At 69.6% G+C, this 24753-nt stretch carries 28 protein-coding genes; 11 read left to right on the top strand and 17 right to left on the bottom strand.

All coding sequences use genetic code 11. The annotated features are described in order from the left end of the window. Window positions 1–172 precede the first annotated feature (172 nt). The gene (locus tag ACIQNU_RS12350) at window positions 173–1795 is read left to right on the top strand and encodes an amidohydrolase family protein (RefSeq protein ID WP_401364831.1); all 1623 of its coding nucleotides are present in this window, start codon (window positions 173–175) and stop codon (window positions 1793–1795) included. 10 nt (window positions 1796–1805) lie between these two features. Here ACIQNU_RS12350 and ACIQNU_RS12345 read toward each other — a convergent pair whose 3' ends face one another. The 8 genes from ACIQNU_RS12345 to ACIQNU_RS12310 form a co-directional block, all read right to left on the bottom strand. Next, window positions 1806–2726 carry an FG-GAP repeat domain-containing protein gene (locus ACIQNU_RS12345; RefSeq protein WP_401364828.1) on the bottom strand — a complete coding sequence of 307 codons (921 nt, stop codon included), beginning with the start codon at window positions 2724–2726 and terminating at the stop codon, window positions 1806–1808. A gap of 150 nt (window positions 2727–2876) precedes the next feature. Continuing rightward, the gene (locus tag ACIQNU_RS12340; protein WP_401364825.1) at window positions 2877–3845 is read right to left on the bottom strand and encodes an SGNH/GDSL hydrolase family protein; all 969 of its coding nucleotides are present in this window, start codon (window positions 3843–3845) and stop codon (window positions 2877–2879) included. A gap of 293 nt (window positions 3846–4138) precedes the next feature. Then, the gene (locus tag ACIQNU_RS12335; protein ID WP_401364823.1) at window positions 4139–4558 is read right to left on the bottom strand and encodes a hypothetical protein; all 420 of its coding nucleotides are present in this window, start codon (window positions 4556–4558) and stop codon (window positions 4139–4141) included. Window positions 4559–4563: 5 nt separating this feature from the next. Beyond that, window positions 4564–5724 (bottom strand): hypothetical protein, encoded by a 1161-nt coding sequence (locus tag ACIQNU_RS12330; RefSeq protein WP_401364820.1) that lies wholly within the window; start codon window positions 5722–5724, stop codon window positions 4564–4566. After that, complete coding sequence (locus ACIQNU_RS12325; RefSeq protein ID WP_401364818.1) at window positions 5709–6656, bottom strand: MvdC/MvdD family ATP grasp protein; 948 nt, start codon at window positions 6654–6656, stop codon at window positions 5709–5711. Before ACIQNU_RS12325 ends, ACIQNU_RS12330 begins: the two co-directional genes overlap by 16 nt. Continuing rightward, window positions 6653–6796, bottom strand: a complete 144-nt coding sequence (locus ACIQNU_RS12320; RefSeq protein ID WP_401364815.1) for a hypothetical protein — start codon at window positions 6794–6796, stop codon at window positions 6653–6655. Before ACIQNU_RS12320 ends, ACIQNU_RS12325 begins: the two co-directional genes overlap by 4 nt. A 22-nt stretch (window positions 6797–6818) precedes the next feature. Next, window positions 6819–7205: a hypothetical protein gene (locus tag ACIQNU_RS12315; RefSeq protein ID WP_401364812.1), complete on the bottom strand. Its 387-nt coding sequence runs from the start codon at window positions 7203–7205 to the stop codon at window positions 6819–6821. Then, the gene (locus tag ACIQNU_RS12310; RefSeq protein ID WP_401364809.1) at window positions 7202–7510 is read right to left on the bottom strand and encodes a hypothetical protein; all 309 of its coding nucleotides are present in this window, start codon (window positions 7508–7510) and stop codon (window positions 7202–7204) included. Before ACIQNU_RS12310 ends, ACIQNU_RS12315 begins: the two co-directional genes overlap by 4 nt. A gap of 127 nt (window positions 7511–7637) precedes the next feature. Here ACIQNU_RS12310 and ACIQNU_RS12305 point away from each other — a divergent pair, with 127 nt between their 5' ends. The 5 genes from ACIQNU_RS12305 (at window position 7638) to ACIQNU_RS12285 (ending at window position 9440) form a co-directional block, all read left to right on the top strand. Beyond that, window positions 7638–8456: a helix-turn-helix domain-containing protein gene (locus tag ACIQNU_RS12305; RefSeq protein WP_401364807.1), complete on the top strand. Its 819-nt coding sequence runs from the start codon at window positions 7638–7640 to the stop codon at window positions 8454–8456. Continuing rightward, the gene (locus tag ACIQNU_RS12300; protein WP_401364804.1) at window positions 8453–8650 is read left to right on the top strand and encodes a DUF397 domain-containing protein; all 198 of its coding nucleotides are present in this window, start codon (window positions 8453–8455) and stop codon (window positions 8648–8650) included. Before ACIQNU_RS12305 ends, ACIQNU_RS12300 begins: the two co-directional genes overlap by 4 nt. A gap of 85 nt (window positions 8651–8735) precedes the next feature. Beyond that, window positions 8736–8933, top strand: coding sequence for a DUF397 domain-containing protein (locus tag ACIQNU_RS12295; protein ID WP_401364801.1), 198 nt, complete (start codon window positions 8736–8738; stop codon window positions 8931–8933). Window positions 8934–9019: 86 nt separating this feature from the next. After that, a complete protein-coding gene (locus tag ACIQNU_RS12290; protein ID WP_401364798.1) occupies window positions 9020–9217 on the top strand; it encodes a DUF397 domain-containing protein in 198 nt (65 codons plus the stop codon). Between the two features lie 25 nt (window positions 9218–9242). Continuing rightward, complete coding sequence (locus ACIQNU_RS12285) at window positions 9243–9440, top strand: DUF397 domain-containing protein (RefSeq protein WP_401364795.1); 198 nt, start codon at window positions 9243–9245, stop codon at window positions 9438–9440. A gap of 720 nt (window positions 9441–10160) precedes the next feature. Here the strand turns inward: ACIQNU_RS12285 and ACIQNU_RS12280 are convergent. The 4 genes from ACIQNU_RS12280 to ACIQNU_RS12265 all read right to left on the bottom strand — a co-directional run bounded on the left by ACIQNU_RS12280 (window position 10161) and on the right by ACIQNU_RS12265 (window position 12669). Beyond that, window positions 10161–10685 carry a GNAT family N-acetyltransferase gene (locus ACIQNU_RS12280; protein ID WP_401364792.1) on the bottom strand — a complete coding sequence of 175 codons (525 nt, stop codon included), beginning with the start codon at window positions 10683–10685 and terminating at the stop codon, window positions 10161–10163. A gap of 35 nt (window positions 10686–10720) precedes the next feature. After that, entirely contained in the window at window positions 10721–12292 is a 1572-nt protein-coding gene (locus tag ACIQNU_RS12275) for an asparagine synthase-related protein (protein WP_401364789.1), read from the bottom strand. 64 nt (window positions 12293–12356) lie between these two features. Next, window positions 12357–12506 carry a hypothetical protein gene (locus ACIQNU_RS12270; protein WP_266661705.1) on the bottom strand — a complete coding sequence of 50 codons (150 nt, stop codon included), beginning with the start codon at window positions 12504–12506 and terminating at the stop codon, window positions 12357–12359. Between the two features lie 28 nt (window positions 12507–12534). Beyond that, window positions 12535–12669: a hypothetical protein gene (locus tag ACIQNU_RS12265; protein WP_401364786.1), complete on the bottom strand. Its 135-nt coding sequence runs from the start codon at window positions 12667–12669 to the stop codon at window positions 12535–12537. Between the two features lie 198 nt (window positions 12670–12867). On the opposite strand from ACIQNU_RS12265, the gene ACIQNU_RS12260 reads away from it, so the two are divergent. From ACIQNU_RS12260 to ACIQNU_RS12250, 3 genes are all read left to right on the top strand, one after another. Continuing rightward, window positions 12868–14199: a hypothetical protein gene (locus ACIQNU_RS12260; RefSeq protein WP_401364784.1), complete on the top strand. Its 1332-nt coding sequence runs from the start codon at window positions 12868–12870 to the stop codon at window positions 14197–14199. Between the two features lie 269 nt (window positions 14200–14468). Continuing rightward, window positions 14469–15680: a pyridoxal phosphate-dependent aminotransferase gene (locus ACIQNU_RS12255; RefSeq protein WP_401364781.1), complete on the top strand. Its 1212-nt coding sequence runs from the start codon at window positions 14469–14471 to the stop codon at window positions 15678–15680. Between the two features lie 37 nt (window positions 15681–15717). Then, a complete protein-coding gene (locus tag ACIQNU_RS12250) occupies window positions 15718–16374 on the top strand; it encodes an alpha-ketoglutarate-dependent dioxygenase AlkB (RefSeq protein WP_401364778.1) in 657 nt (218 codons plus the stop codon). Between the two features lie 106 nt (window positions 16375–16480). Here ACIQNU_RS12250 and ACIQNU_RS12245 read toward each other — a convergent pair whose 3' ends face one another. Next, window positions 16481–17050, bottom strand: a complete 570-nt coding sequence (locus ACIQNU_RS12245; protein ID WP_401364776.1) for a hypothetical protein — start codon at window positions 17048–17050, stop codon at window positions 16481–16483. A gap of 122 nt (window positions 17051–17172) precedes the next feature. Between ACIQNU_RS12245 and ACIQNU_RS12240 the strand changes: the two genes are divergently transcribed. Both ACIQNU_RS12240 and ACIQNU_RS12235 read left to right on the top strand, forming a co-directional pair. Next, the gene (locus tag ACIQNU_RS12240; protein WP_401364773.1) at window positions 17173–19278 is read left to right on the top strand and encodes a choice-of-anchor A family protein; all 2106 of its coding nucleotides are present in this window, start codon (window positions 17173–17175) and stop codon (window positions 19276–19278) included. A gap of 124 nt (window positions 19279–19402) precedes the next feature. Continuing rightward, window positions 19403–20122, top strand: a complete 720-nt coding sequence (locus ACIQNU_RS12235; protein ID WP_401364770.1) for a L,D-transpeptidase family protein — start codon at window positions 19403–19405, stop codon at window positions 20120–20122. Window positions 20123–20156: 34 nt separating this feature from the next. On the opposite strand, the gene ACIQNU_RS12230 is transcribed toward ACIQNU_RS12235, so the two are convergent. The 4 genes from ACIQNU_RS12230 to ACIQNU_RS12215 are packed head-to-tail and all read right to left on the bottom strand — an operon-like array spanning window position 20157 to window position 24652. Then, complete coding sequence (locus ACIQNU_RS12230; protein WP_401364767.1) at window positions 20157–20768, bottom strand: hypothetical protein; 612 nt, start codon at window positions 20766–20768, stop codon at window positions 20157–20159. Next, window positions 20755–22344 (bottom strand): substrate-binding domain-containing protein, encoded by a 1590-nt coding sequence (locus tag ACIQNU_RS12225; protein ID WP_401364764.1) that lies wholly within the window; start codon window positions 22342–22344, stop codon window positions 20755–20757. The genes ACIQNU_RS12230 and ACIQNU_RS12225 overlap by 14 nt, the downstream gene beginning before the upstream one ends. Continuing rightward, a complete protein-coding gene (locus ACIQNU_RS12220; protein WP_401365609.1) occupies window positions 22341–23516 on the bottom strand; it encodes a toxic anion resistance protein in 1176 nt (391 codons plus the stop codon). The genes ACIQNU_RS12225 and ACIQNU_RS12220 overlap by 4 nt, the downstream gene beginning before the upstream one ends. Before the next feature lie 17 nt (window positions 23517–23533). Continuing rightward, window positions 23534–24652 (bottom strand): hypothetical protein, encoded by a 1119-nt coding sequence (locus ACIQNU_RS12215; RefSeq protein WP_401364761.1) that lies wholly within the window; start codon window positions 24650–24652, stop codon window positions 23534–23536. Between the last annotated feature and the right edge of the window lie 101 nt (window positions 24653–24753).

Here is a 24753-nt window from a genome sequence, read left to right as displayed (position 1 = left end):
CCGCACTCGCCCACGGTCCGCACGGGTGGGCGGGTGGGGGAAAGAAGCCGACCGCGGCGCGGCAGCCGCCGATGGTGGGTCACCCCGGCAGGGGCCACCCGCAGCCGACGACGAGACCCGCACGGGTGGGCGGGCGGGAAAACGAAACCGATCAACCGACGGAGGACCCCCTATGGATCTCGTCATCCGCGACGCCCACCTGATCGACGGCACCGGAACCCCCGCCCGCAGAGCAGACCTCGCCGTCCAGGCGGGCCGAATCGCCGAGATCCGGGAAGAGGGAGCAGGCGGCCCCCGCCTCACGGGGGCCCGAACCCTCGACGCCCAGGGACTGACCCTCACCCCCGGTTTCATCGACATGCACGCCCACAGCGACCTGGCCCTACTCCGCGACCCCGACCACTCGGCGAAGGCCGCCCAAGGCGTCACCCTCGAAGTCATCGGCCAGGACGGCCTGTCCTACGCCCCGGTGGACGACGAAACCCTCACCCACATCCAGCGCACGATCGCCGGCTGGAACGGAACCGACGGCGTCGACTTCACGTGGCGCACGGTCGCGGAGTACCTGGACACCCTCGACGGAGCCCACGGCGGCGAGGGCATCGCAGTGAACGCCGCGTACCTCCTCCCCCAGGGCACGATCCGGATGCTCGCCGTCGGCTGGGAGGACCGCGAGGCGACTCCGGCCGAACTGGACCGGATGCGCCACGAGGTGGCGAAGGGGATGCGCGAGGGCGCGGTAGGCATGTCGTCGGGCCTGACCTACACACCCGGCATGTACGCGAAGGACACGGAACTCACAGAACTCTGCAAGGTGGTCGCGGCGCACGGCGGCTACTACTGCCCCCACCACCGCAGCTACGGCGCCGGCGCCCTCCAGGCGTACGAGGAGATGATCGACCTCACCCGCGAGGCGAACTGCCCCCTGCACCTGGCGCACGCCACCATGAACTTCGGCGTCAACAAGGGCAAGGCCCCCGACCTGCTCGCCCTGCTCGACGGCGCCCTCGCCGAAGGCGCGGACATCACCCTCGACACGTACCCGTACACCCCCGGCTGCACCACGCTCGTGGCGATGCTGCCGAGCTGGGCGAGCGAGGGCGGCCCCGAGGCGACGCTCGCGCGCCTCCAGGACGACGAGACAGCGGATCGCATCCGCCACCACATGGAGATCATCGGCGCGGACGGCTGCCACGGCGTACCGATCGACTGGGACACCATCGAGATCTCGGGCGTGAGCACAGGCGCCCCGGACCTGGCCGCGTATGTCGGGCGTACGGTACGAGAGTCGGCCGCCGATCGAGGCGAGGAGCCGTGGACGACCGCGCGCAGGTTGCTGATCGCCGACCGCCTCGGCCCGACGATCCTCCAGCACGTCGGCCACGAGGAGAACGTGCGCGCGATCATGCGGCACCGCGTCCACACCGGCGGCTCGGACGGCATCCTCCAGGGAGACAAGCCGCACCCGCGCGCGTACGGGACCTTTCCGCAGTATCTCGGCCGGTACGTAAGGGAATTGGGCGTACTTGGCCTGTCCGACTGCGTGGCTCATCTCACGTCACGCCCCGCCGCCCGCCTGGGCCTCACCGACCGGGGCGTGATCCGCGAGGGCTACCGGGCCGACCTGGTCCTGTTCGACGCGGACACGATCGCGGCGGGCTCGACCTTCGAAGCCCCCCGCACCCTCCCCACCGGCATCCCCCACGTCCTGATCGACGGCCGCTTCGTCATCGAGAACGGCCACCGCACAAACACCCTCGCGGGCCGCACGGTACGGGGTACGGGGACGGTGTGAGATCGAGGAATCAGTACCAGTTGTCGCCGATTCTCACCGGCGCCTGACCGGAGTAGCCGCGCTTGCTCTGCCCCGGGTAGAGCCACAGGTCAAGGGTGGTGTAGTAGCGGGCGAGGATGTCCTGATGACCGTCGCCGTCCCAGTCGGCGATACCGAAGCAGTCGTACCAGGTCCAGCCGTTGCCGATTCTGACCCGTGTCTGACCGGAGTAGCCGCGCTTGCTCTCGCCGGGGTAGAGCCACAGATAGCCGGCCGCGTCTTCGGCGATGACGTCCTGATGGCCGTCCCGGTCCCAGTCCGCCACCCCGAAGGGCGTGTAACCGCCCCAGCCGTTACCGATTTTCACCATGGCCTGGCTGGAGGAAACGCGTCGGCTCTCGCCCGGGTAGAGCCACAAATCACCGGTCGAGTCGTTCCGGAAGACGAGGTCCTGGTGGCCGTCACCGTCCCAGTCGGTCACGCCGAAGGGGGTGAACAGGCCCCAGGCGTACCCGATTTTGACCGGCGCCTGAGTGGAGTAGCCGCGTCGGCTCTGACCGGGGTAGAGCCACAGATCACCGGTCGCGTCGTCGCGGGCGACGATGTCCTGGTGGCCGTCGCCGTCCCAGTCGGCGATGCCGAAGGAGGTGAAGCCGCTCCAGCCGTTGCCGATTCTCACGCGCGTCTCGGCGGAGTACCCGCGCCGCCCGTCGCCGGGGTGAAGCCACAGATAGCCGGTGTTGTAGTCCCTGGCGATGATGTCCGGATGGCCGTCACCGTCCCAGTCGGCGACACCGAAGGAGGTGACGACGTGCCTGCCCGCCTGCGCCTCGGTCGCGGCGAACAGCGGGAGGGCGGTGGCCAGTACGGCGGTGGCCAGGACCCGGATCAACCAGCGGCCGGAACGGTGTCCGGGGCCGCGTAGGGCGGTGGGGAGAGTACCGATCTTCACTGCGCCTCCCTCGACAAGAGCGTGCCGCAAGTGTTCCAAAGCCCGCCCCGAAACGACCCCGAAAGGACGGGAACGCGGAACTGGCCCCCGGTTGGTGCCGGAGGCCAGTTCGCTGTGGGGTTGTCGGCGGGGTGCCGGGTACGGGACGGCTCAGCTGATGATGTTCAGCATCGCTTCTTCGACGTGGTCGGCGGCGTTGCGGTGGCCGAGGGCGTTGGGGTGTACGAGGGAGAGCTGGTCGGGGAGGGTGAAGAAGCCTTCGACCCACTTGGCGTCGTCGCAGACGCTGTGGTTCTGGGAGGAGGTGTAGAGGTCGACGAAGCTGGCGGCTCCCTGCGTGCCGGTCGACTTCTCGATGGCCTTGTTGAGGGGTTCCAGGACGTCATGGCGCAGCCACGCAAGGTCGCCCTGGGTGATCGTGCCGAACTGTGTCACGTTGCCGAAGGCGCACTTGGAGGTGTTCTTGGGGATGACCGTGGGGTAGCCGACGGTCAGGATCTTCGCCTTCGGAGCGCGCTTGTGGAGGACCGTGAGCATCCGGTCGTACTCCTTGCTCACCTTGTTCAGCCGGGCCGGGATGCCGGCGGCCAGGGCGTCCTTGCACGGGGTGCCCTCGCCGCCGCTTTCGCCGCCCAACTCCGTGCACTTGGCGAGGAAGTCGGCGAAGCCGAGGGTGTTTCCGCCCACGCCGACGGTGATGACGTCGGTGGCGGGACCCACCGCCTCGGACTGCGGGGGCACCGCGGGGAAGGGGTAGTCCGGGTCCTCGGAGATGGGCGGCAGATGACGGCCGATCGGGTACTGGGGTGTGTCGGTGACGTTCTCGATGGTGGCGGCGCCGCAGCTCACGTTGGTCAGCTTGAAGAGACTGCCGAGGTCGCGGTCTACGACCTGGGGGTAGGACTGGTCGGTTCGCTCACAGCCGTCGCGCGGGACTTCGAAGGTGTCGCCCGCGGCCCGGATCACCCCGGCGGTGTAGGAGTCCCCCAGGGCGGCCCACTGGTAGTCCTGGGCCGCGGCGGCGGGCTGTGCCCCGGCGAACTGCGCGGGGACGGCAGCGCCTGCGGCAAGAGCCGCGGCCGAGGCGAACAGGGCCAGACGAGTGCGGAAGCGTGCCACAAATCCTCCATGCATACGGTGTTTATGTCGCCTTGACCCTAAAGAGGACGTCACTGAGCGCACTAGATCCAATACGGCCAGTGGCCAACCGATGGTGGGATGCGTCTGTGTGGGGGACCCGGGTGCGACCTGTCGACCGGACACGCTCTCTTCGTGACCGCCTTGACGCGACACTTGCCCCATACGGTGCGGCCCTTGACCGATTGGGTGATCCCCGGCCTGAGAGCACGTTCGTGGCGGCTGTCTTGTTCTAGATCACCGGGATGCCTGCGCGCAGGCCAAAGCGAAGCGCTCTAGTCCCGCTTCCTCCGCTTCCTCCGCAACCACCGGATCAGCGGGCCGCTTTCGCCCAGGACCCGGCGGCGCAGCGACTCGGTATCCGGGTCGCGCACGCTCCACGAGTGCGCCGGGGCGTGATCCCGATAAAGCGCGCACGCGTCCCCGTATCTGCCGCCCTCGCTCCCGCACCAGGGCAGGGACTCGAACCGCAGCGTTCCGCCGGTGTCCCAGCGGGCCCACAGGGGCGGCGCCAGGCCGTCGGGCCAGTCCCACACATGGTCGGCGTGCTCACCCTCGTGCCGGAGCCCGAGTTCGCAGCGGACCCGCCGGGGCGCGTAGCCCAGATCGTCGCCGTAGATCCGCCCTTGCCCGGCGAGTACGGCGAAGAGGAGCGCGGCGCGCGGCACATCGGCGGTGGCGGTGCACTGACGCATGGCGCTCATCCGAGGTGGGCGGTCGGCACGCTCCACGAGTCCCCGCGAGGCGACTGGTGCCAGAGCGTGTGCTGTCCGTCCGGGCCGACCGTGAGGCCGAATTGATCCCAGGCGGGTTTCGCGTGCGCGATCCACCAGGACCACGTCGTCTCGACGACTTCCCAGAAGCCCTGACCGTGGTCCTGGTAAGTCCCCCTGCCATCGCGGTAGGTGACCTCGCCCCACTGGCCGCCGGGCATCGTCAGGCGGCGCGTCTGCGTCTGCGTCCGCCGACCGTCGTCCTCCGTTCCGTACTGGAGGTCCAGGCCGGGCAGTCGGGCGGACAGCAGGAACTTCAGGTGGTGGTTGTCGAAGTCCTCGACGGGGATGGCGGAGAGGCCGTCGGAGCGCGCGTTGAGATCGGCCGCCACGGGCTTCGCCTCGCGCCTGGCCGGCATGAACGACCCGCCGTCCTTGGCGAACCGACCCGCGAGGGTTCCATCGGGCCGAGCCTCCAGAAGAACGAGACCGGCGCTCAGGGGACCGAACACGTTGGCGATGAGCTTGCCGCCCGGCACCAGCGCCGTGCGGATCGAATGGGTGACATACGGCAGCCCGAAGGAGAAGACGATTTTGTCGAACTGCTTCGACCACCGGTGAGAAGTGGCGTCCGCCTCGATGATCTCGGGCCGGTAACCCAACGCCTCCAGACGGTCCCCGGCGACCCCCGTACCGCTGATGTCGCCGGCAACAAGCTGCCCCTCCCCGGTCACCAACTTCAGGATGAGCGCGGCTTGGTATCCGGTCCCCAGACCCGCGTCCAGCACCTCGTCGCCGGGCTCGATACCGAGGTCTTCGAGCATCCGCACCGTGAGGCTCGGCTGCGTACTCGACGACGTGGGGACGCCGTGCCAACCGCCGCCCTCCACCTGCCGGGCGGAGCCCAACTCGGTCACCAGGGAGGTGTTGGCGTAGATCGGCTCCACCCACGCGACGCCGTCCCGCTCCGCGCGCTCCCTCCACAGCGTCGGAACACCCCCGGCGTTCTGGAAGTACGTCGGTACGAAGGCGTGCCGTGGGGTCGCGGCCACGGCCTCGTACACGCGCTGCGACCTGATGTCCCCGGACGCGCGCAGCGAATCCGCGAGGGAGCGGGCCTTGGGCCCCCAGTTCAGAGAGTGCACCATTCCTCCAGAACGGTAGAGATCGCCATCGCGACAGGTAGTTCAGGGGAGTTGGCCCAGGCCCACTGGCCGGACGGGTTGGCCTCCAGGAAGATCCACTCCCCGGAGGGCCGCACGATGAAGTCCGCGGCGAAGTAGGCCAGATCCATCACGGCCGCGTATCGCTGCAACGACTGGAGTACGGACTTGGGTGTCGGCATGGCGGTGAGCCGGATCGAGTCGTAGTCCGCACGCCAGTCGATACGGGCCTGATGGCTCGCCGCGTCGATACGGGCGCAGAGGCACTCGTCCCCGATGAAGAGCGCACGGACCTCGAAGTCTTTCTCGATCCGTTCCTGAAACATATGAGCGGTCATGTCGACGCCTTCAAGGGCGTCAAGGTCCGCTTCCCGGGTGTAGACGGACTCGTACCCCGCCTCATGGGCCACGACCGGCATTCCCAGAGCCTTGGTGATGATCGGGCCGTCGACCATGCGCGCGAAGCGCCGGACGGCTTCCGCGTCCGTCGTCACCAGTGTCCGGGGAACCGAGAGCCCTGCCACGCTCGCCACCTGGAGCTGACGCGGCTTGAACTCCGCGGCCGACGCCTTGGCGGGATGGTTCAGATACGGAACGTCCAGGCTCGTCACGACCCCACCGAAACCGATCCTGGCCGCTCCACGGGCGTAGTGCTCGTCGGACTCGGACAGCCCGGAAAACCTGAACGTGCCCGGCCGATTCCAGTACACGGCCTTGATGGCCGACAGTTCCACGGACCTCTCGCCGTCGGCGAGCACACCCTCCCAACGGCTCCCGCTGAACGTCGCACGGAACTCCAGCCCGGTCGGGAACTCGGCCGTGTCCATACGGAACACGGGGACCCCCGCCGAGGCCAGCTCACCGACGATCAAGTCGGTGCCGGCCTCGAACGGGCTGTCCACAACGAGAACAGTCACTCGGTGTCCCCCGGGTCTCCACCCTCGGCGTGCAGCAGCGGGTTCTTTTGGTCGCCGTGGAGCGCGTACGGGCGGATGCACGACGGCCGTTGGGCGACCGGCGCCGACCTGCCCAACGGCAGTGCCTCGATGATGTTCATGTCGTCGTCCTTCCGATCGCCTTCAGGCCGAGGCCGAGGCGGAGACGATGGGGCGGTAGATCTCGCGTGTGGACGTCATGACCCAGGGGCCGTAGCGCTCCAGGATCAAGATCCGGCACGAGGCGCCGCCCTTGCCGCGCATGTCGTTCACGCGGTGGAAGCGGTTGTCCAGGGGGACGAAGTCACCTACGCGGATCTCGTTGGGCGCGCATCGCGTCGGCAGCGTGTGCCGGGGCGGCGCGGGACGGTTCTCGGGCGCGTCGTCCACGAGCGTGCAGCGCTTCTCCAGCACCGTCCACGAGTAACCGGCCCTGTTCTGAAGGTGGAGCAGGTCGCCCGAGCGCTTCCAGATCCTGCCCCGTGCCGCCCGCGTGTGGTCTCTGACCACGGCTCCTACGGGGAAGCTCACGACGCTCCCTCCCCCGGGACGTCCGCCTCCACGGCGCGGTCCGTGGCCTTCTCCAGGGCCTCGATCAGCCTCTCGGCGGTGGGGATGTTGATGCCGCCGAGCACGATGAGCGGGTTCATCGGCGCGTCCTCGCGCAGGCTCATGCTGCGGAGATTCACCCCGTGCGAGACGAGCGCGGTGTAGAGCCTTGTGTAGGCGGCGTGGGCACGGGCGAGGGGGATGTGCTCCAGGTTGATCTCACTGCGCATGAGGGTGCGTTGAGGGATGCGCTTGGGGAGAGGGGTGGTGGTGCGCTGCGGACGCATGCTCGCTCGATTCGTGGGGGGGCGGGAGATGAACTTCGGTGTTCCGCAACCAGGTTGAGCGAGTAGCCGTACGATCACTAGGTGTAATAAATCCGAGTCCCCAACGCGAAAAAACGGAGTTGCACACATGGCGAGGCCGCCGAAGGACCTGACGCCCGAGAAGAGCGTGGAGGATTTACTCGGGTCCAAAATCCGCAAGTTGAGGCTGGCGAAGGGGTGGGAAACCACCGACCTCGCGACGAAGGTGTTCGTCAGCCCCGGCCGGATCAGCTCGATCGAGACCGCGAACGACCCGCCTGGGCGGGACCTCACGCTGAAGCTGGAGCAGGTGCTCGAAGCCCCGGAGGGCGCCCTGTTGGAACTCCAGACACTCATCCGGGCCGAGGCGTTCAAGCATTACGCCAAGCGATTCCTTCGCGACCAGGCCATTGCCAGGTCCATACATGAGTTCTCGCCGGGAATCCCGGGTCTGCTCCAGACTCCTGGCTACGCCCGCGCGCTGATGTCAGTGGACTTCACGGACAATCCCGAGGGCCTGGAAGCATCGGTCGTCCGACGGAGCGAGAGGCAAGAGGTCTTCGAGAGGGAGAGCCCTCCGTGGCTGTGGGTGGTGCTTGCCGAACCGGCCCTCTACCAGGTCCACGGCAGTCCCGAGATCATGGCCAGGCAGCTCGATCACATGCTGGAAATGGGCGAGCGCCCGTGCATCCACATCCAGGTGCTCCCGACCGATCAGCCGGCCGTGCCCGGCTCCATCAGCCTCCTGACGCTCCAGGACGGTACGCGAACCGCCTACGCCGAGGGGTTCAACACGGGTACCTACTACCACGAGCCCAGCGACGTCGATAGGTTCCAGAGGATCTACGATCGCATCCAGGCAGGCGCGTTGGACACCGATGCGTCCGCACAGGCCATGAGGGACGCACGAAGGAAGTACCAGCGATGACACGGCACTCTGACTGGCACATCAGCTCGTACAGCGGCAGCAACGACAACTGTGTCGAGGTAAAGGTCGCAGACTCGAACCTTCCCGGTGTGGTTCGTGCGCGCGACAGCAAGGACACCAACATCCCCGAGATGCGGGTGCGCGCCGGAGCGTGGTCCGCGTTCATCGACCACGTCAGCCACCCCGAGGTCTGAACACACGACACTCACACCCGGCGGACGCGTTGGACACCGACGCGTCCGCACAGGTCTTGGGCGACGCGGGAAGGATGCACCAGCGATGACACAGCACTCCGACTGGCACATCAGCTCACACAGCGGCAGCAACGACGACTGCGTCGAGGTCAAGGTCGCAGACCCGAACCACCCCGGCACGGTCCGCGCCCGCGACAGCAAAGACACCAACATCCCCGAGATGCGGGTGCGCGCTGCAACATGGTCCACATTCATCGACCACGTCAGCCACCCCGAAGTCTGAACACACGACACTCACACCCGGGCGGACGCGCTGGACATCAACGCGTCCGCACAGGTCATGAGCGACGCGGGAAGGATGCACCAGCGATGACACAGCACTCCGGCTGGCACATCAGCTCACACAGCGGCAACAACGACGACTGCGTCGAGGTGAAGACCGCAGACCCGAACCACCCCGACGTGGTCCGCGCCCGCGACAGCAAAGACACCAACATCCCCGAGATGCAGGTACACGCCGCAACATGGACCGCGTTCATCACCTACGTGAGCCACCCCGAGGTCTGAGGGACCGACGAAGGAGGCGCCAGCGATGACACAACAGACTGACTGGCACATCAGCTCATACAGCGGCGTCAATGACAACTGCGTCGAGGTAAAGGTCACAGACCCGAACCACCCCGGCACGGTCCGCGCCCGCGACAGCAAAGACACCAACATCCCCGAGATGCGGGTACGCGCCGCAGCGTGGTCCGCGTTCATCGACCACGTCAGCCACCCCGACGTCTGAACACACGACACTCACACCCAGGCGGACGCGCTGGACATCAACGCGTCCGCACAGGTCTTGGGCGACACGGGAAGGATGCACCAGCGATGACACAGCACTCCGACTGGCACATCCGCTCACACAGCGGCAACAATCAGCCTTGCTCAAGCTGCCCAAAGGAATAGCTCCGCCCTTGCAAGGCCCATGCGAGACCTTGATCAGGAAGGCGGCCGGGCGAGATGGCCAAGAACCGCAAGCGCCGAGAGAAGCCGCGTTACATCTGCGGCAAGTGTCGAAGGGATGTCGGTTCACCTGAACAGCTTTGGGCGAGCGAGCCGAATCCGCAGACGATGATGCCGGTGTGCGCCGAATGCCGTGGGCCGAAGTCATTCAAGCTGCCCTGAGAGACGTTCGTGGAGTGGGTGGGAGTGCCGGGTCGGCGAGGCGCGTAGGTGTCGGCACCCCGACAGGACATGGGCGGTACCGCAGCACGGGGCGGAAAGGCCCGGTGGCTCGCCCGGGAGGGCGAGTGGGCCGCCCGTCACCCGGATCCGGCGGGGCGGGGGGCGGGGATGCAAGCCGGGCGGGGGTGCTTCGGCGGCTCTGCTGGGCACGGTTGCCCGCTGCAGCACCGGCGAGAAGCACGCCGCCCACCAGGCGGACATGGAGCGGATCACCGCCGAGACCGACGAGCCGGGGGCCGTTGCCCTGCAGCTTGGGGAGATCCGAGTGCCGGTCGGCTCAGGGTTGCGTCCTTACGGGCAGTCCGGGCAGCTCTTCTGCCTTGCGGCCCATGAGGTAGACGTGGTTGTGCGTGCGCTGGACCTCATGGATGAGACTGAAGCCCTGGGTCTCGTAGTGGCGGACGAGGCCGGGGAACATGCAGCCCCTTCGCACCCATGTCCGGCCCTGGCGGGCTGCGCGGTCCACCGCCCACAGGGCGATCAGAGTGCCGGGGCGGTGTGCACGATCGGCCGGGTCCGTCACGGTCGTATACAGGTAGTCGGCGGGCTCTGAGAGCTCAAGCTCGGTCCACCCCCACGGCGGGCTCTCCTGCTGGACGGTGGTGCATCCGATGACCCGCCCCGAGGTCTCCTCGGTGAGGAGCCACATCGTCCCGTCGGTGTTCTCGGCCTGCCCGGCCACGTCGTCCGCACTCTCCCGCCACGAGGGCATCTGCCGCTCTTCCAGCCATGCGGAGCGGGCCAGGACGAGGGCGCGGACGGCAGGGATGTCGGCGGCCGTGGCCGGGCGGACGAGGTACATCGGGCCCTCCTTGAAGGGGTTGGGTGAAGCCTGGTCTACAGGAACGCGGCGGCGGCCAGGTGGAGGTCGACGACTTCCAGGAGCTGAGCGTCACCGTCCTCCCGGTACGGGCCAGAGTCGAGCTGCCGCAGCCCTTCGCGGAGGCCGTCGGGGTCGATCAGTCCCTCCTCGAAGAGGGGCGAGCCGTCCTTGAGCATCACGTCGAACAACGGCCGGGCCTCGGTGGCCAGTGCGTGCTGGACGACTTCCGCGAAGGACTCCCGGGTGCGGGACTGCGTCACGTCCGCTCCGAGCCCGAGGGCGGCGAGGCGGCGTCGCTGGAGCTGTTTCAACTCGCGCCAGTCGTAGGGCAGCCACTCGCCGAGTTGGATCATGTCGGGATCGGTGAAGGGGTGGACGGGCCAGATCCCGGCGCGCAGAAGAACCGGGGCGGTCGTCTCCAGGGACAGCAGGGTCATGGAATTCACGCGGGCGGGCGGGGCGATGGCGTCGTCGGCGAACTCCAGGGCGGCTCGGGCCCGTGCACCGATCCAGGGCAGGGCGTCGCTGATCTCGCCCATCGGCTTGTGCGGATACTCCTGCTGGGACAGGGCCACCATCTCGTCACCCCCGAGCCCGGTGACGACGGTCCGGGCCCCGTGGTGGGCGATCAGGTGTGTCATGCGCGTGAACGGGTGGTGCAACGGCTCCTCGTACGGGCTGATCCGTGCCCCGCCACGGCGGACGCAGCCGGGGGCGAGCACGCCGGATTCGACGGCGTCCACAACGAGATCGGTGTCGGCGAAGGACACCGCGTCGCGTATCTGCGCACGGCGGCGTAACTGGGACTCCCGTCCGGGACCTGCGATGAGGAGGGTGGAGGTCGCGTACTGGCCGGGGAGGCGTTCGGCGGCCCGGGTGGCGACGGTGCCCGAGTCGAAGCCGCCGGTGAGGTGGAAGACCGTGGTGCCCGCATCCAGCGGGCGAGCGTCCAGGGCGTCGTCCAGGGCAGCGACGAACGCGCCCAGGACGTCGGCGTCTTCGGTGAGTTCGCGGGGGCCGCTGTGCAGAGCAAGCTCCGGGTACTGCACATGAAGGTGGCCGCCGAAGTGCGCGGTGGCACGTTCGGTGACGCGGTGGATGCCCTGGAAGACGGTCTCCTGGCTGTAGCGGGGACGGTAGATCAGCAGGCGGGCGACCTCGCGCGGGCTCAACGTGCGGGCGTACTGGGCGAGGTCGGCCATGTCCCAGGACCCGAACAGTGTCGTGCCGTCGTGCGCGACGTACAGCGGGGCGATGCCGCACGGCCCAGTGGTGACCCGCACGGGCACATTGGGGGCGGTCTCGACGAGGACGTAGTCCAGCGGCCAACTCTCGGCGGCGGCACGGGCGGTGTCGAAGTCGGCCGGGGTGAGCGTGCGCGGTTCGGGCCGGGCAGATGCCCGTCCTGCCGTGCGCTCTCGGACGACGACCAGGGTTCGGGTGCCGTCGGTGAGCGCGAGGTGTTCGAGCATCGGGTGGTCCAGCGGGGTGATCTCACTCCGGCCGCCGGCGGTGCGGTAGAGGCCGGTGGCCATGTCCCAGGTCCAGGCGGTGTTCGCGTACGGGGTCAGACGCAGCTTGATCATGTGAGCCTTCCGAAGGGGGCCCGGTGGGTGCGTCGGGGGCGACCCACCGGGCGGACGGGGCGGATCAGGTGGCGGTGGTGTCGTACGTCTTCGCGCCGTCGGACGACCCGGAGGTCTTCTTGTACTCGTGGCACTCGCCGGGGGTCTGGACCCGGCGGTTCGCCTTCGTCGTGAACAGGCGCTCTGCGCGGGTGGTGCGCTTCGCAGGCGGCATGAGGTCGTCCATGGAGTGCCCTTTCTGTTCATCGTGCTTGCGGTCTCGGCGAGGCTTCGCCCGAGTTCATGGGGTGGAAGGTGGCGCCGGGCACCTGGCCGGCGGCGGTGTTCTGGCTCACCTCCGGCGCGGTGTCCGGCCGGTGGCGGGGATGCGCGGTCATGGGGACTGTCGCCTCGTTCCGTTCGAAGGGAGACGCCAACGGGCACGTCACGAAAGGGCCGTTGCGTCGTGGATACCGCCCGTCAAGATCGAGCAGGCAAGTCCAGTGAACGGCCGTCTGCTATCGGCGGTAACCCCATGAAGGGGGCCCCACGGTGGGTACATTCCGTGGGGGGTAGGACCAACTGAGGGGGCAGGCATGGACTATCCGCTGTCACCAGCGGCACTTCCGGCATCGCTGCTGGCAGACCGCCGCATGGCGGCGGCTCTCGCCCGCCGGGACATCGGTGCCGTCTTCCATCTGGCCCACGACGAAGCGGGCATCAGCTTCAACCGGCTGAGCGAAGCAACCGCGATCAAGGCCGAACGCGTCGGGAAGCTCGCACGCGGCGACGGCACGGTCACGACCCTGCAAGCGCTGGAGAAAGTCTGCGACGGACTACGGATTCCCGGCCGCCGCTTAGGCTTGGCGACAAGGCCGTGGGAGCCATCAACTCCCGCGCACCAACGATCAGAGGGAGCCGGAGACGACCCCATGAAGCGCCGCGACGTACTACGCGGCGCGCTCGCTGCCGGTCTGGCAGGTCCCGGGCTCGCCGCTTTGACAACCACCCGCCACGACATCGACACCGCCCTCGCCGCCGACGCCACCACCGCCGATCTCGGCTACTGGGAGAGCACCGCCGAACGGTACGGGTACGGCTACCACGGGCAGGCCCCCGCCGACGTCCTCTCCGACATGCTCGCAGACGTGGACGGCATGAAACCCCTCCTCGCCCTGCCGCAGCCCGTCAAGAGCCGCACGCAGATGTGCCATGTCACCGGGCAGATGGCCGGAATGGTCGCCATCGTCCTCCACGACCTGGGGCAGCACCGCGAGTCCCACGGCTGGTTCCACACCGCCGCCCGCGCTGCCGAGGAGTCCGGAGACCGCCTCCTCCACTCGTGGGTTCTCGGACGCGAAGCAATGGTGCCGCTGAACTACGGGGTCCCGCAGGCCGCCGCCAAACTCGCCGAGAAGGCCCGCCGGCTGGCGGGCAAGCAGCCGTCCGCCGCCGCCGCGCTGGCATCCGCCGTCGCGTCCCGGGCGTACGCGATCGGCGGTCACACGGACAAGGCCCTGACCTTCGTTGCGGACGTCGAGACGATGTCCGAGCGGCTGACACCGCAGCAGCAGGCCGACACCTGGTTCGGATACCCCGAACAGAAGCACCACGTCCACATGAGCCAGGCCCTCACACTCTTGGGAGAGACCGGGCGGGCGTACGCGACGCAGGCCCGTGCGTTGGAGCTGTCGCGGGCACCCTCGCTCATGACGCGGGCTCTGATCGCGATCGACGAGGCCACCTGCCGGGCCCACGACGGCGACCGCGAGCAAGCCGCTCACATCGCCGCCCAGGCGTATGCCGAGCTGCCCGATTCCTACCGCACCGGGCTGACCCGCACGCGGGCCCTCGCCCTCTACCGCATGTTGCCCCAGCAGACCCACGGGCGCGATCTCCTCGCCGACGCACTCGCTATGGCCGGATAGTCACAGCGGCCCCCGGAACGGAAGGCGGCCACCGATGCGTCGGTGCCGGTGCCCGGCGAGGAAGGGTGCCGCAGTACGGGGCGAAAATGCCGCTGCCCCGCGCCCCCGGGGGCGAAACTACGGGCCGGCGGGGCGCCCGTCACCCAGATCCGGCGGGGCGGGTGGCCGGGGATGCAAGCCGAGCGCGGGGCGGAGACCGGTGGCAGGACGGCCCCCGTGTGGGGGACAACACCGCGCGGCGCCCGATACCCCGCCGTAAAGTTGCCCGCATGCAGGTGATCCAGTCCACGAAGCTCGCCAACGTCTGCTACGAGATCAGGGGCCCGGTCCTGGAGGAGGCGATGCGCCTCGAAGCCGCAGGGCACCGCATCCTCAAGCTCAATACGGGCAACCCGGCAGCCTTCGGTTTCGAGTGCCCGCCGGAGATCCTTGAGGACATCCTCCGCAACCTCAAGGACGCCCACGGATACGGCGACGCGAAGGGCCTCCTCGCCGCCCGCCGCGCCGTCGTCATGCACAACCAGACCCTCGGCATCGAGACCGACGTGGAGCACGTCTTCATCGGCAACGGTGTCTCCGAGCTGATCGTCATGGCCATGCAGGGCCTGCTGGACGACGGCGACGAGGTCCTCGTACCGGCGCCCGACTACCCCCTGTGGACGGCCGCCGTGTCCCTCTCCGGCGGGACGGCCGTGCACTACCGGTGCGACGAGCAGTCCGACTGGATGCCCGACCTGGCCGATGTGGAGCGGAAGGTCACCGACCGCACCAAGGCCATCGTCATCATCAACCCCAACAACCCCACGGGCGCCGTCTACGACGAGACCGTGCTGCGCGGGCTGACCGACATCGCCCGCCGCCACAACCTCCTCGTCTGCTCCGACGAGATCTACGACAAGATCCTCTACGACGACGCCACCCACACCCCGACCGCCGCCGTGGCGCCCGACCTGCTGACGCTCACGTTCAACGGGATGTCGAAGGCGTACCGGGTCGCCGGTTACCGCGTCGGCTGGATGGCGATCTCCGGGCCGAGGGCGCACGCCGACTCATACATAGAGGGTCTGACGATCCTCGCGAACATGCGGCTGTGCGCGAACATGCCGGGGCAGCACGGCGTGGTCGCCGCGCTGAGCGGCCGGCAGACCATCGGCGATCTGGTGCTGCCGGGCGGCCGGCTGAAGGAGCAGCGGGACACGGCGTACGAGCTGCTGACGCAGATCCCGGGTGTGACCTGCGTGAAGCCGAAGGGCGCGCTGTATCTGTTCCCGCGCCTGGACCCGAAGGTGTTCAAGGTCAAGGACGACCGCCAACTCGTCCTCGACCTGCTGCGCGCCGAGAAGATCATGGTCGTCCAGGGCACCGGCTTCAACTGGCCCGAGCCCGATCACTTCCGCGTCGTCACCCTGCCGCCCGCCACCCAGCTCAGGGACGCGATCACCCGTATCGGTACCTTCCTCGACGGCTACGGTCAGCCCTAATCGAGCATATTTTCGAATAGCGGCGTACGGTGGAGAGGTGCGCGCGCATCTTCAGGGTTCCCTCTTCGACCAGACCGGCCCCGACGAGACCGGCGGCATCCGGCTCGGCCGGCCAGGCGCGCTCGGCGGAATGCGCCGGACCATCCTCGGCGCCGGCGCCTGGATCGACGTCCTGCCCGGCTGGCTGCACGGCGCCGACGCCCTCTTCACCCGGCTCGCCGCCGACGTCCCGTGGCGCGCCGAGCGCCGCCAGATGTACGAGAACACGGTCGACGTACCCCGGCTCCTCTGCTTCTACGGCGCCGAGGACCCCCTCCCCCACCCCGTCCTCACCGAGGCCCGCACCGCCCTCAGCGCCCACTACCGCGACGAGCTGCGCGAGCCGTTCACCACGGCCGGGCTCTGCTACTACCGCGACGGCCGCGACAGCGTCGCCTGGCACGGCGACCGCATCGGCCGGGGCGACCGCGAGGACACGATGGTCGCGATCCTGTCGGTCGGCGCCCCGCGCGACCTCCTGCTGCGCCCCCGAGGGGGTGGCGCAGGGTCCACCGTCCGGCGTCCACTCGGCCACGGCGACCTCATCGTCATGGGTGGCTCGTGTCAGCGCACCTGGGAGCACGCCATCCCGAAGACCACCCGCGCCACGGGCCCCCGTATCAGCATCCAGTTCCGCCCCCACGGCGTCCGCTGATCCGCCGACCCCGGCACCCGGCCCCGCACCCGACCCCGCGCACCAGCCCGCGCACCACCCCGGGACTCGACCCGCGCCGCTTCCCCGTACAGGAAAAACCCGCCCCTCAGCCCAGTGACGCGCCCCGCTCGTCGTCGTCCACGGCAATCGGCCTGCGGAATTCGGTGTCGGCGACGGCCATGCCGGGGCAGGCCCGGCGCAGCGCCGCCACCAGTGGCGCCAACTGGGCCGTCCGGTGCGGGCCGGGGTATGTGGTGTGGACGCGGTCGCCGAGGCAGAGGCGCAGCAGGAGTTCGTCGCGTTCGGTCCGCTCCTCGTCCTCGCCGGGCGCCGCGGACACGAAGGAGACGGCTCCGACCTGGAGCGGGCGGAGCGCGGTGAGCGAGTCGAGGGGGTAGGTGCGGGTGCGGCCGTAGCGCTGGCGCAGGACGAGGTGGCCGGTGTCCGGTGCCACCCGGATGTCGGTCACCGACCTCCAGGTGCGTATCCACTTCCGCGACTCCGCGGCGGTCAGCACGACTCCCGCGAATCCGCAGAGGTACGCCACGACCGGTGCGACGAAGGCGAACAGCGCGGTCAGGGGCAGCAGGGGGGCCAGGGGGAAGATCCCCTGCTCCACGAACCACGGCTTGGAGTCGGCCCGCCAGTGGAAGTCCCGTGCGCTCAAGTCGTCCATGGGCCAAGGGTCGGTGCTCGCCGCGCCGAACACCACCCCGGGCGGGTGATTGTCGTACCGCAATCGGGCGCGGTCGAGTGTCTGCCGGGGGCGGTGCGGCGCCGGGGTGCGAGAACGGCGCCATGAGAGCCATGCTCACCAAGCTGCGCCGGCGCACCTGGGCCACCGGACTCGCCTACGCCCTGGCCGCCGCCACCGCACCCGTCATCGCACTCGGACCGGGCGCCACCCCCGCCAGTGCCGCCCCGCTGCCGGGGGGCCTGGGGCCGTGCGTCCCGGGTGACTGCCCCAACCCGTATCCCCCGGTCAGTAACGGTCCGATCCAGGGCCGCGACAACGGCATCAACATCTTCGCGGGCGGCGACTTCCACGTCCGCCAGCGCGCCGCCGAGGCCGAGGGCCGGATCGTCGTTCTCGGCGACTTCGACCAGAACAAGGTGGCGGGGGCCAGCGCGGTCTACAACGTCGGCATCGTCGGCGTCGGCTCCCGGGTGCCGCCGCCCAACGGCGCGGACTTCCTCACCACCGGCGGTGACGTCACCGTGGCGAGCGGACAGCGGCTCCTCGCCGAGGGCGGCGTCGTCCGGCACGCGGGGGCCGCCAACGGCACCATCGTCGGCACCTCCGTCGCCGACCCGAACGCGGTGAACCCGTACCTCCCGCTGCGCGGTGCGCTGACGAACGCCAGCCACTGCTACGCGCGGACCGCGAACGGCACCCGCCCCGCGACCGGCACCGCCGTCAACAACGGCGGCGAGACCGTCTTCACCGGCGACAACACCTCCGCGCTCCAGGTGTTCAACGTCGACTTCAACCTGCAGAGCGCGAACGGCGGCCAGCAGGGCCTGGTGTTCCGGAACATCCCCGCGAACGCGACCGTCCTCGTCAACCTCGTCGGCGCCGCCCGCACCATCAACACCTACAGCGGCGGCATCGCGGACACCGATCCGCTCAACCAGCTCCGCCCCCGGCTGCTGTGGAACTTCCCGGACGCGTCGACCGTGGACCTGGTGGGCACCGGCCAGTTCCAGGGCAGCGTGCTCATCGGCAACCCGAACTCGCAGACCACCGTGACCCTGCCCGGGATCAACGGCCGTTTCTTCACGACCGGTTCGGTCACGCACACCAGCGCCGCGAGCGGGGGCGGTGGGCAGGAGTTCCACGCGTACCCCTTCGACGGTGACCTGCCCGACTGCTCGGGCGTCGTCAACCAGCCGGCCCCGGTCACGGTCATCAAGCGCGACACGGACACGGACGCCCCGCTCTCCGGCGCCGTCTTCCAACTGTGGCGGGAGACCAACGGCGTCCCCGGGCTCCAGACCGGCGGCACCGACCCCGACACCCGCGTCGGCACCCCCTGCGCGACCGGCGACAACGGCATCTGCACCCGCGACGTCGACCCCGGCACGTACTACTGGGTCGAGACCAGGGCCCCCGCCGGGTACGACCTCCCCGCCAACCCCGTCTTCGGACCGCTGGTCCTGGCGCCGGACACGCCGGCGGGCGTCACGGTCACCGCCGAGGACACCAAGACGGTGGTGCCGCCCGTGACCGGTGAGGTCCGGGTCGTCAAGCGCGACGCGAAGACGGACGCAGCGCTCTCCGGTGCCGTCTTCGAGCTGTGGCGGGAAACCAACGGCGTCCCCGGGCTCCAGACCGGCGGCACGCGCCCCGACACCCGCGTCGGCGCCTCCTGCACCACCGGCGCCAACGGCATCTGCGCACGCAGAGTCGACACCGGCGTCTACTACTGGCGCGAGACCAAGGCCCCCACGGGCTACGACCTCCCCGCCAACCCCGTCTTCGGACCGCTCGACCTCAACGACGGGAACGCGGCGGCCGGAGTCACCGTCACCGCCGACAACACCAAGACGCCCGTCCCCCCGAAGGACGGCAAGCTCAAGCTGCTGAAGACCGACGCCAAGAACGGCAAGCCGCTGGCCGGCGCGGTCTTCGAACTGTGGCGGGAGACGAACGGCGTCCCCGGGCTCCAGACGGGCGGGGCCCGCGACACCCGTACCGGACCCGGCTGCTCCACGGACACGGCAGGCGTCTGCGTCTTCGACCACGCGGTCCCGGGCACGTACTACCTGCGCGAGACGGCCGTGCCCGAGGGGTACGTCCTGCCGGGCAACACGGTCAGCGGCCCGTACACCGTGAAATCCGACCAGACGCTCACCGTCAAGCTCAGCAACAAGCGGGGTGAGCCGGGCAAGGGCGACAAGTAGGCCGTACGGCCGACCCCGAAGGCGCGGATCGCCGGGTCCTGGTAGCCCTGGTAGCCCTGGTCCTACTGCTTCCCCGGACCGACAGCTTGCCGGACCAACAGCATCCGCACGGACGGAGACCCCGATGAGGCGTGACGCCGACAGCCGCCGGGGCGGCATACGCGGGCGGGTCGCCGCGCTCACCACCGTGGGCGCGGCGCTCGCCCTCACGCTTGCCGCCCCGGCGACCGTGAGCACCGCCGCCCCCGCCGCCTGCACCGCACCCACGGGCCCCTATCAGCGCCCGATGGAGGAGTATCTGAAACGCCCGGTCGACGGTGTCCAGTCCGCCGCCGACTGCGCCGCGATCCGCGACTTCCAGAAGGCCCAGTCCCTCACCCCGGCCGACGGCTACGCCCGGCTCGTCACCTACCGCACGATGACCGCGCTCAAGGCCCGCGCCAACCCGAACGCGGCGGGCAAGTGCCCGGTCCGGGACTTCCGCGTCACCTGTGTCGACCTCGACCGGCAACTGCTCTGGGTCCAGCAGGGGCGGAAGGTGGTCTTCGCCCCGGTGCCGATCCGGACCGGCCGGGACGGCGAGGAGACCCGGAAGGGCTGGCACGCCATCTACTGGCGCGACCGCGACCACGTCTCGACCCTCTACCACAACGCCCCGATGCCGTACGCGCAGTTCTTCAACGGCGGGCAGGCCCTGCACGGCCGCCCCGACGACCTGTTCGACGGCGGCGGCTCGGCGGGCTGCGTGAACCTCCGGCTCGCGGACGCGAAAACCCTGTGGAACCTGCTCGCGATCGACGACGCGGTGTATGTGTGGGGGACGAAACCGGGCACCGGCGGATGACCGGCCACCCCGCCCAACTGCCAATAAATACCGGCTAGTTGGAGCGCCCCCGCTCCTCCAGATACCGCGTATGGGACTCCTGGCGGCGGGCCTCCGTCTCGCGCAGCGCGGCGGCCAGCGTGTCGGCCTCGTCGTGCAGGAGGGTCAACTGCCGTTCCAGATGGCGTTCCGGGGGCAGTTGGCCGGGTGTGAGCCGGGTCCACCAGCGGGTGCGGACGAAGGTGTCGACCGACTCCGGGATGTCCTGCCGGATCGCGCGGGCCAGCCGGTGCACGCTCTCCGGGTCCTGCGCGAGGATCTGCGCGACCCAGCCCGGGTCGAGCAGCGCGGTGAGGAGTTCGGTCAGCTCGGTGAGGCGTCCGGCGGCGGCGGGCGGCAGCTCCACCGACTCCAGATACGTGCGCAGGGTCGCGAAGTCCTCCCGCAGCGCGTCCAGTTGCTCGGCGGGGTCCGGGAAGTCGGGCGCGGCCGGGCGCTCCGGCGGGGCGACGAGGGCGCCCGCGCCGTAGAGGCCGACGACGACCACGGGCCAGTAGGCGCCCGCAAGACCCGTGAAGGTCAGGACCAGCCCGACCAGACCGCACGCACAGCCGGTCAGATTCTTACGGGACTCCAAATACGCGAGGGCTCTTCTACTGGTAGCCACGGATCTCCTCGAAGGCGCCGTCGAGCGAGCCCGTCTGCGCGTCGAACAGACGCCCGCCGGTCAGTTCGGCGATGTGCGTCAGCTCCGCGCGGTCCGAGTCGCCGAACAGGATCGGGAACACCGGGATGTCCCGTTGGGCGGTCGGCAGATCCTTGTAGAAGGCGTCGAACTCCTGCGGCGGTGCGCCGGTCGTGTTCTCGCCGTCCGTCATCAGCACGATCGACGTGAACGTGTCGTCGTCGGGCCCCAGATGCTCGTACGCCTTCCGCAGCGAGGTGTAGATGGCGGTGTCGCCCTGGGCGGTGAGGCGGCCGGTGTCGGCGCGGATCGCGTCGAGCCCGGCCTGCGGGTCGGCGGGCTTCACCACATGCGTACGGACCTCCTTGACCTGCGATCCGAACGGCATCAGCGTCACCTCCTCACGGTCCCGGAAGTCCCCCGTGAGATCGCTCAGCGCCTTCTTGAGCCGGGTGAGCCGGTCGCCGTGCATCGACCCGGAGGTGTCCAGGACGTACACGGTCCGCGAGGGCCTGCGGAGCTTGTTCTCGTACGCGTCGATCAGGCCGTCGGCCACGGCGCGGCTGCCGGGGAACGGCAGTTCGCGGCGCTTGTCGGCGTCGAGCGCGGCGGCCGGCTTCACGGAGGGGACGACCGGGCGGCGCAGGGTGGTGTCGGTGATCTGCCGCTGGATCTCCGGGGAGCGCAGCCGGTCGGTGAGGCGGCGCACGGCCTCACGGGTCGCGCGGTCGGTGGAGGTGAGCGAGGACAGCGGGTAGTCGGCGGTGACGACGCCTTCGCGGGGGCGGATGACGGTGAGGTCGGCGCGGGTCTCGTTGCCGAGGAGTACCGACTCGTAGTTGATGAGGGCGTCGACGTTGCCCCGGCGGGCGTATGCGGTGGCGAGCCAGCCGGAGGAGCCGGAGGTCAGCTTCTGGCCCTTGAAGAACTCCGTCAGGGCCGGGGTCGCCTTCTGCACGTCGGCGGTCGTGAGCGCGGACTGCGCGCCCGACAGACCGGACGCGACCGATATCAGCGCCGAGAATCCGGAGTTGGAGCGCGCGGGGTCGGTCATTCCGTACGTCAACTTGCCGTCTGCCACGGCCTGTTGGACCTGCGACCAGGTGACGTCGGTCGGCTCCCACTTCAGCCGGGTGACGACCGACCGCTTGACGCCGATGGCCACCGGGCTGGACATGATCGGGGTCTCCGACGCGACCGCCTTGGCGGCCTCCGGGCGGAGGGTGAGGTAGTCGTTGGACGACAGCCACACGGCGTCGTAGCGGCCCTTGGTCTTCCCGGCCGCCAACTGCTCGACGGCGTCGACCGTGCCGGTGTAGGTCGGCTCGACGGTGATGCCGGTGTCCTTCTGGACCTGCTCCAGGACGGGCTTCATGTCGGACAGCTCGGAGGACGCCAACACGCGGAGGGTACGGGGGGACTTGGGGTCTTCCTGCGGGTCGGCCTTGTCGTCGGTGGACGTGGTGCAGGCCGCCGCCGCAAGGGCGAGGAGAAGGACGAGGGCGGAGCGTCTTCCCCCGGACAGGGGCGCGGACCGGGGCACTGGTGTGCGATTCACAGCGCCCCGCCTTCCAGGGAGTTGTTGGCCTGCGAGCGGGCCAGATACGTACTGGCCTGCTGGAGTTCCGACGTCAGGGACTCCACGGTCACGGCCATCGACTCCGTCGCCTGGACCTTGTACGTGTCGATCGCGTCGAGGGTGCGGTAGATCTGCTGGAACGCCGCGCGCAGCGTCTCCGCGCCGACCGCCGGGTCCGCCGCGATGCGCTGGATCTCGCCGGACTGGGTGGCGAGCATCTCGGCGTTGCCCCGGATCAGGTCCTCGGTGGTGCCGCGCAACGCGTTGACCTGCTCGACGACCTTGCGCTGGTTGTCCAGCGCGGACGACAGCATCACGGCGATACGGAGCGCCGAGACCGTCGTCGTCGCGGCGCGGTCCACGCCCTTGATCAGCTCGTCGTTGTTGCGCCGGACGACGTCCATCGCGAGGTAGCCCTGCGCGCAGACGGCGAGCTGGGTCAGCAGGTCCTGGTGCTTCTGGCGGACCGGGAAGAGGACATCGGCGCGCAGGGCGTCCGCCTGGACCGGGTCGGTGAGGTCGACGGTCGCGATGTGGCCCTCGACCGCCTCGTCCAGGGCCTGGGTGAGGACCGCGTACTCCTGGAGCTTGCCCATGGTCTCCCAGAGGCGGACGCGTTCGGTCTGGAGGGCCGCGTTGTCGCGGCGGAGTTCGTCCTGGCCGCCCCTGAGCGAGCCGACGATCTTGTTGAGGGTGCCTTGCGCGGAGGCGTACTTGGCGAGGTGGTCGCGGAGCTTGTTGCCGCCGGGGAGCTTGGAGAGGAGTCGGCGCGCCTTGCCGCCAGGCACGTCACGCGGGTCCAGGTCCTCGACCGTGCGCCGGAGTTCGACCAGCGATGTGGAGACGCGTGAGGTCACGTCGTCGCCACCGCCTGCGGGGAGGGAGCGGACGGTGCGCTGGAGCATGCGGTTCGACTGGGCGGCGGCGCCGCGCATCTCGCCGTTGCCGAGCGCCACGATCTCGCCGATACGGGAGGTGAACTCGGGTGAGCGGGCGTCGAGTGCGGCGAGTCCGTCGACGTACTCGGCGGCGCGGCGCTCCATGGCGTCCCGTACCGAGTCGTCGACCGGGACGAGGCCGCCGGCCTTCTCGCGCGGGACGGCGGCGACGGGCTGCGGCGGGGTGAGCGTCAGCTCGGGCTCGGGCGGCATGAGGCTGTCTGGCGTGGTCACTGGCTGGTCTCCTGGTCCCCCGCGCGAGCGGCCATCTTCCTCAGCACCCCGGCCTTGGGCACGGGAGCCTGCCGGAAGCCGCTCAGCGTCTGGTTGAGATACGTGGTGTGGTCGGCGGTCGCCGCCGTGAACTCGGCGCCCGCCCCCTGCGGCCGGAACCCGTGCCGTACGGCGAGCTGCCGCAACCGCTTGTCGGTACCGAGGAGTTCACCCAGCTCACGGCCTTGCGGGGTGAGCGGTACGACGGTGTGGTCGCTCAGGACTGTCGTGTCCGGGTAGAGCACGGTGAGGTCGCCGGGGTCCTGCCCCTGGAAGAGGAGCGAGGCGACCTGCGACTCGTAGACGAGGACGAGCGGGTTGCCGACACCGCTGATGAAGTCGCGGAACGGGGCGTCCGAGCTGCTCTGCTGCGAGCCCTGTACGGAGATCAGCTTGTGCAGGAGGGGTGCGGTGCGGGCGATGTCCTTGTCGTCGGCGGCGACCCGGCCGCCGTCGGCGACGTAGGAGGCGGCGGCGAGGTAGAGGGCGCCCGAGTTGGAGGTGTTGGGGTCGGTGCTGGTGATCGACAGCGCGCCGGTCAGCTCGCCGAACTTGTCGGCGCCCTTGAGCTGCTGCCAGGTGCGGTCGGCCTCGGCGGCCTTCAGATAGGCGCCCATCTTGAGGGTGCCGGAGCCGCCTTCGGTGCCGCCCGCGTCGGACGAGCCGGGGCGCAGGGTCGCGAGGCCGTTGTCGGCGAGGACCTGGGCCGCGCTGTGGTGGGCGACGACGACGAGCGGCGAGTAGAAGGGGCGCGGGAGTGGCTGGTCCACGCCGTGCTTCTCGGCGAGTTCGTCGGCGGGGGCCTTGCTGGACGGGAACGCGAAGTCGTACCCCTTGAGGTCGCGTCCCTCCATGGCCCAGGAGCCGGACGTCTCCGTCTTCACGGTGAAGCCCTTGGCGGCGAGGGCCTTCACCACATCGGGATCGGAAAAGAACTCAGCCTTCTCCGATCCGATCACTCCGTGCACGGTCTTCGTTGCCGTGCCTGCGTCCTTACCAGTGCGGCCCGCCACGACGGCGACTGCCACGCCGCCGATCAGCAGCACCGCGAGGACGAGTCCCAGGATGCGTTTCACGGGAGGAGCGTGCTCCCGGAATTCAACGTTCCATGCGGCGTCGGGTGAACGGGGGGTGACAGGGTGATCCCGGTATGCAACGGGGGGTGGGGGGCTCCGGA

It is taken from the genome of Streptomyces sp. NPDC091292 (genome assembly GCF_044757265.1).
In the GTDB taxonomy this organism is placed as follows: Bacteria; Actinomycetota; Actinomycetes; order Streptomycetales; family Streptomycetaceae; genus Streptomyces.
This window is presented reverse-complemented; position numbering and strand designations above follow the sequence as displayed.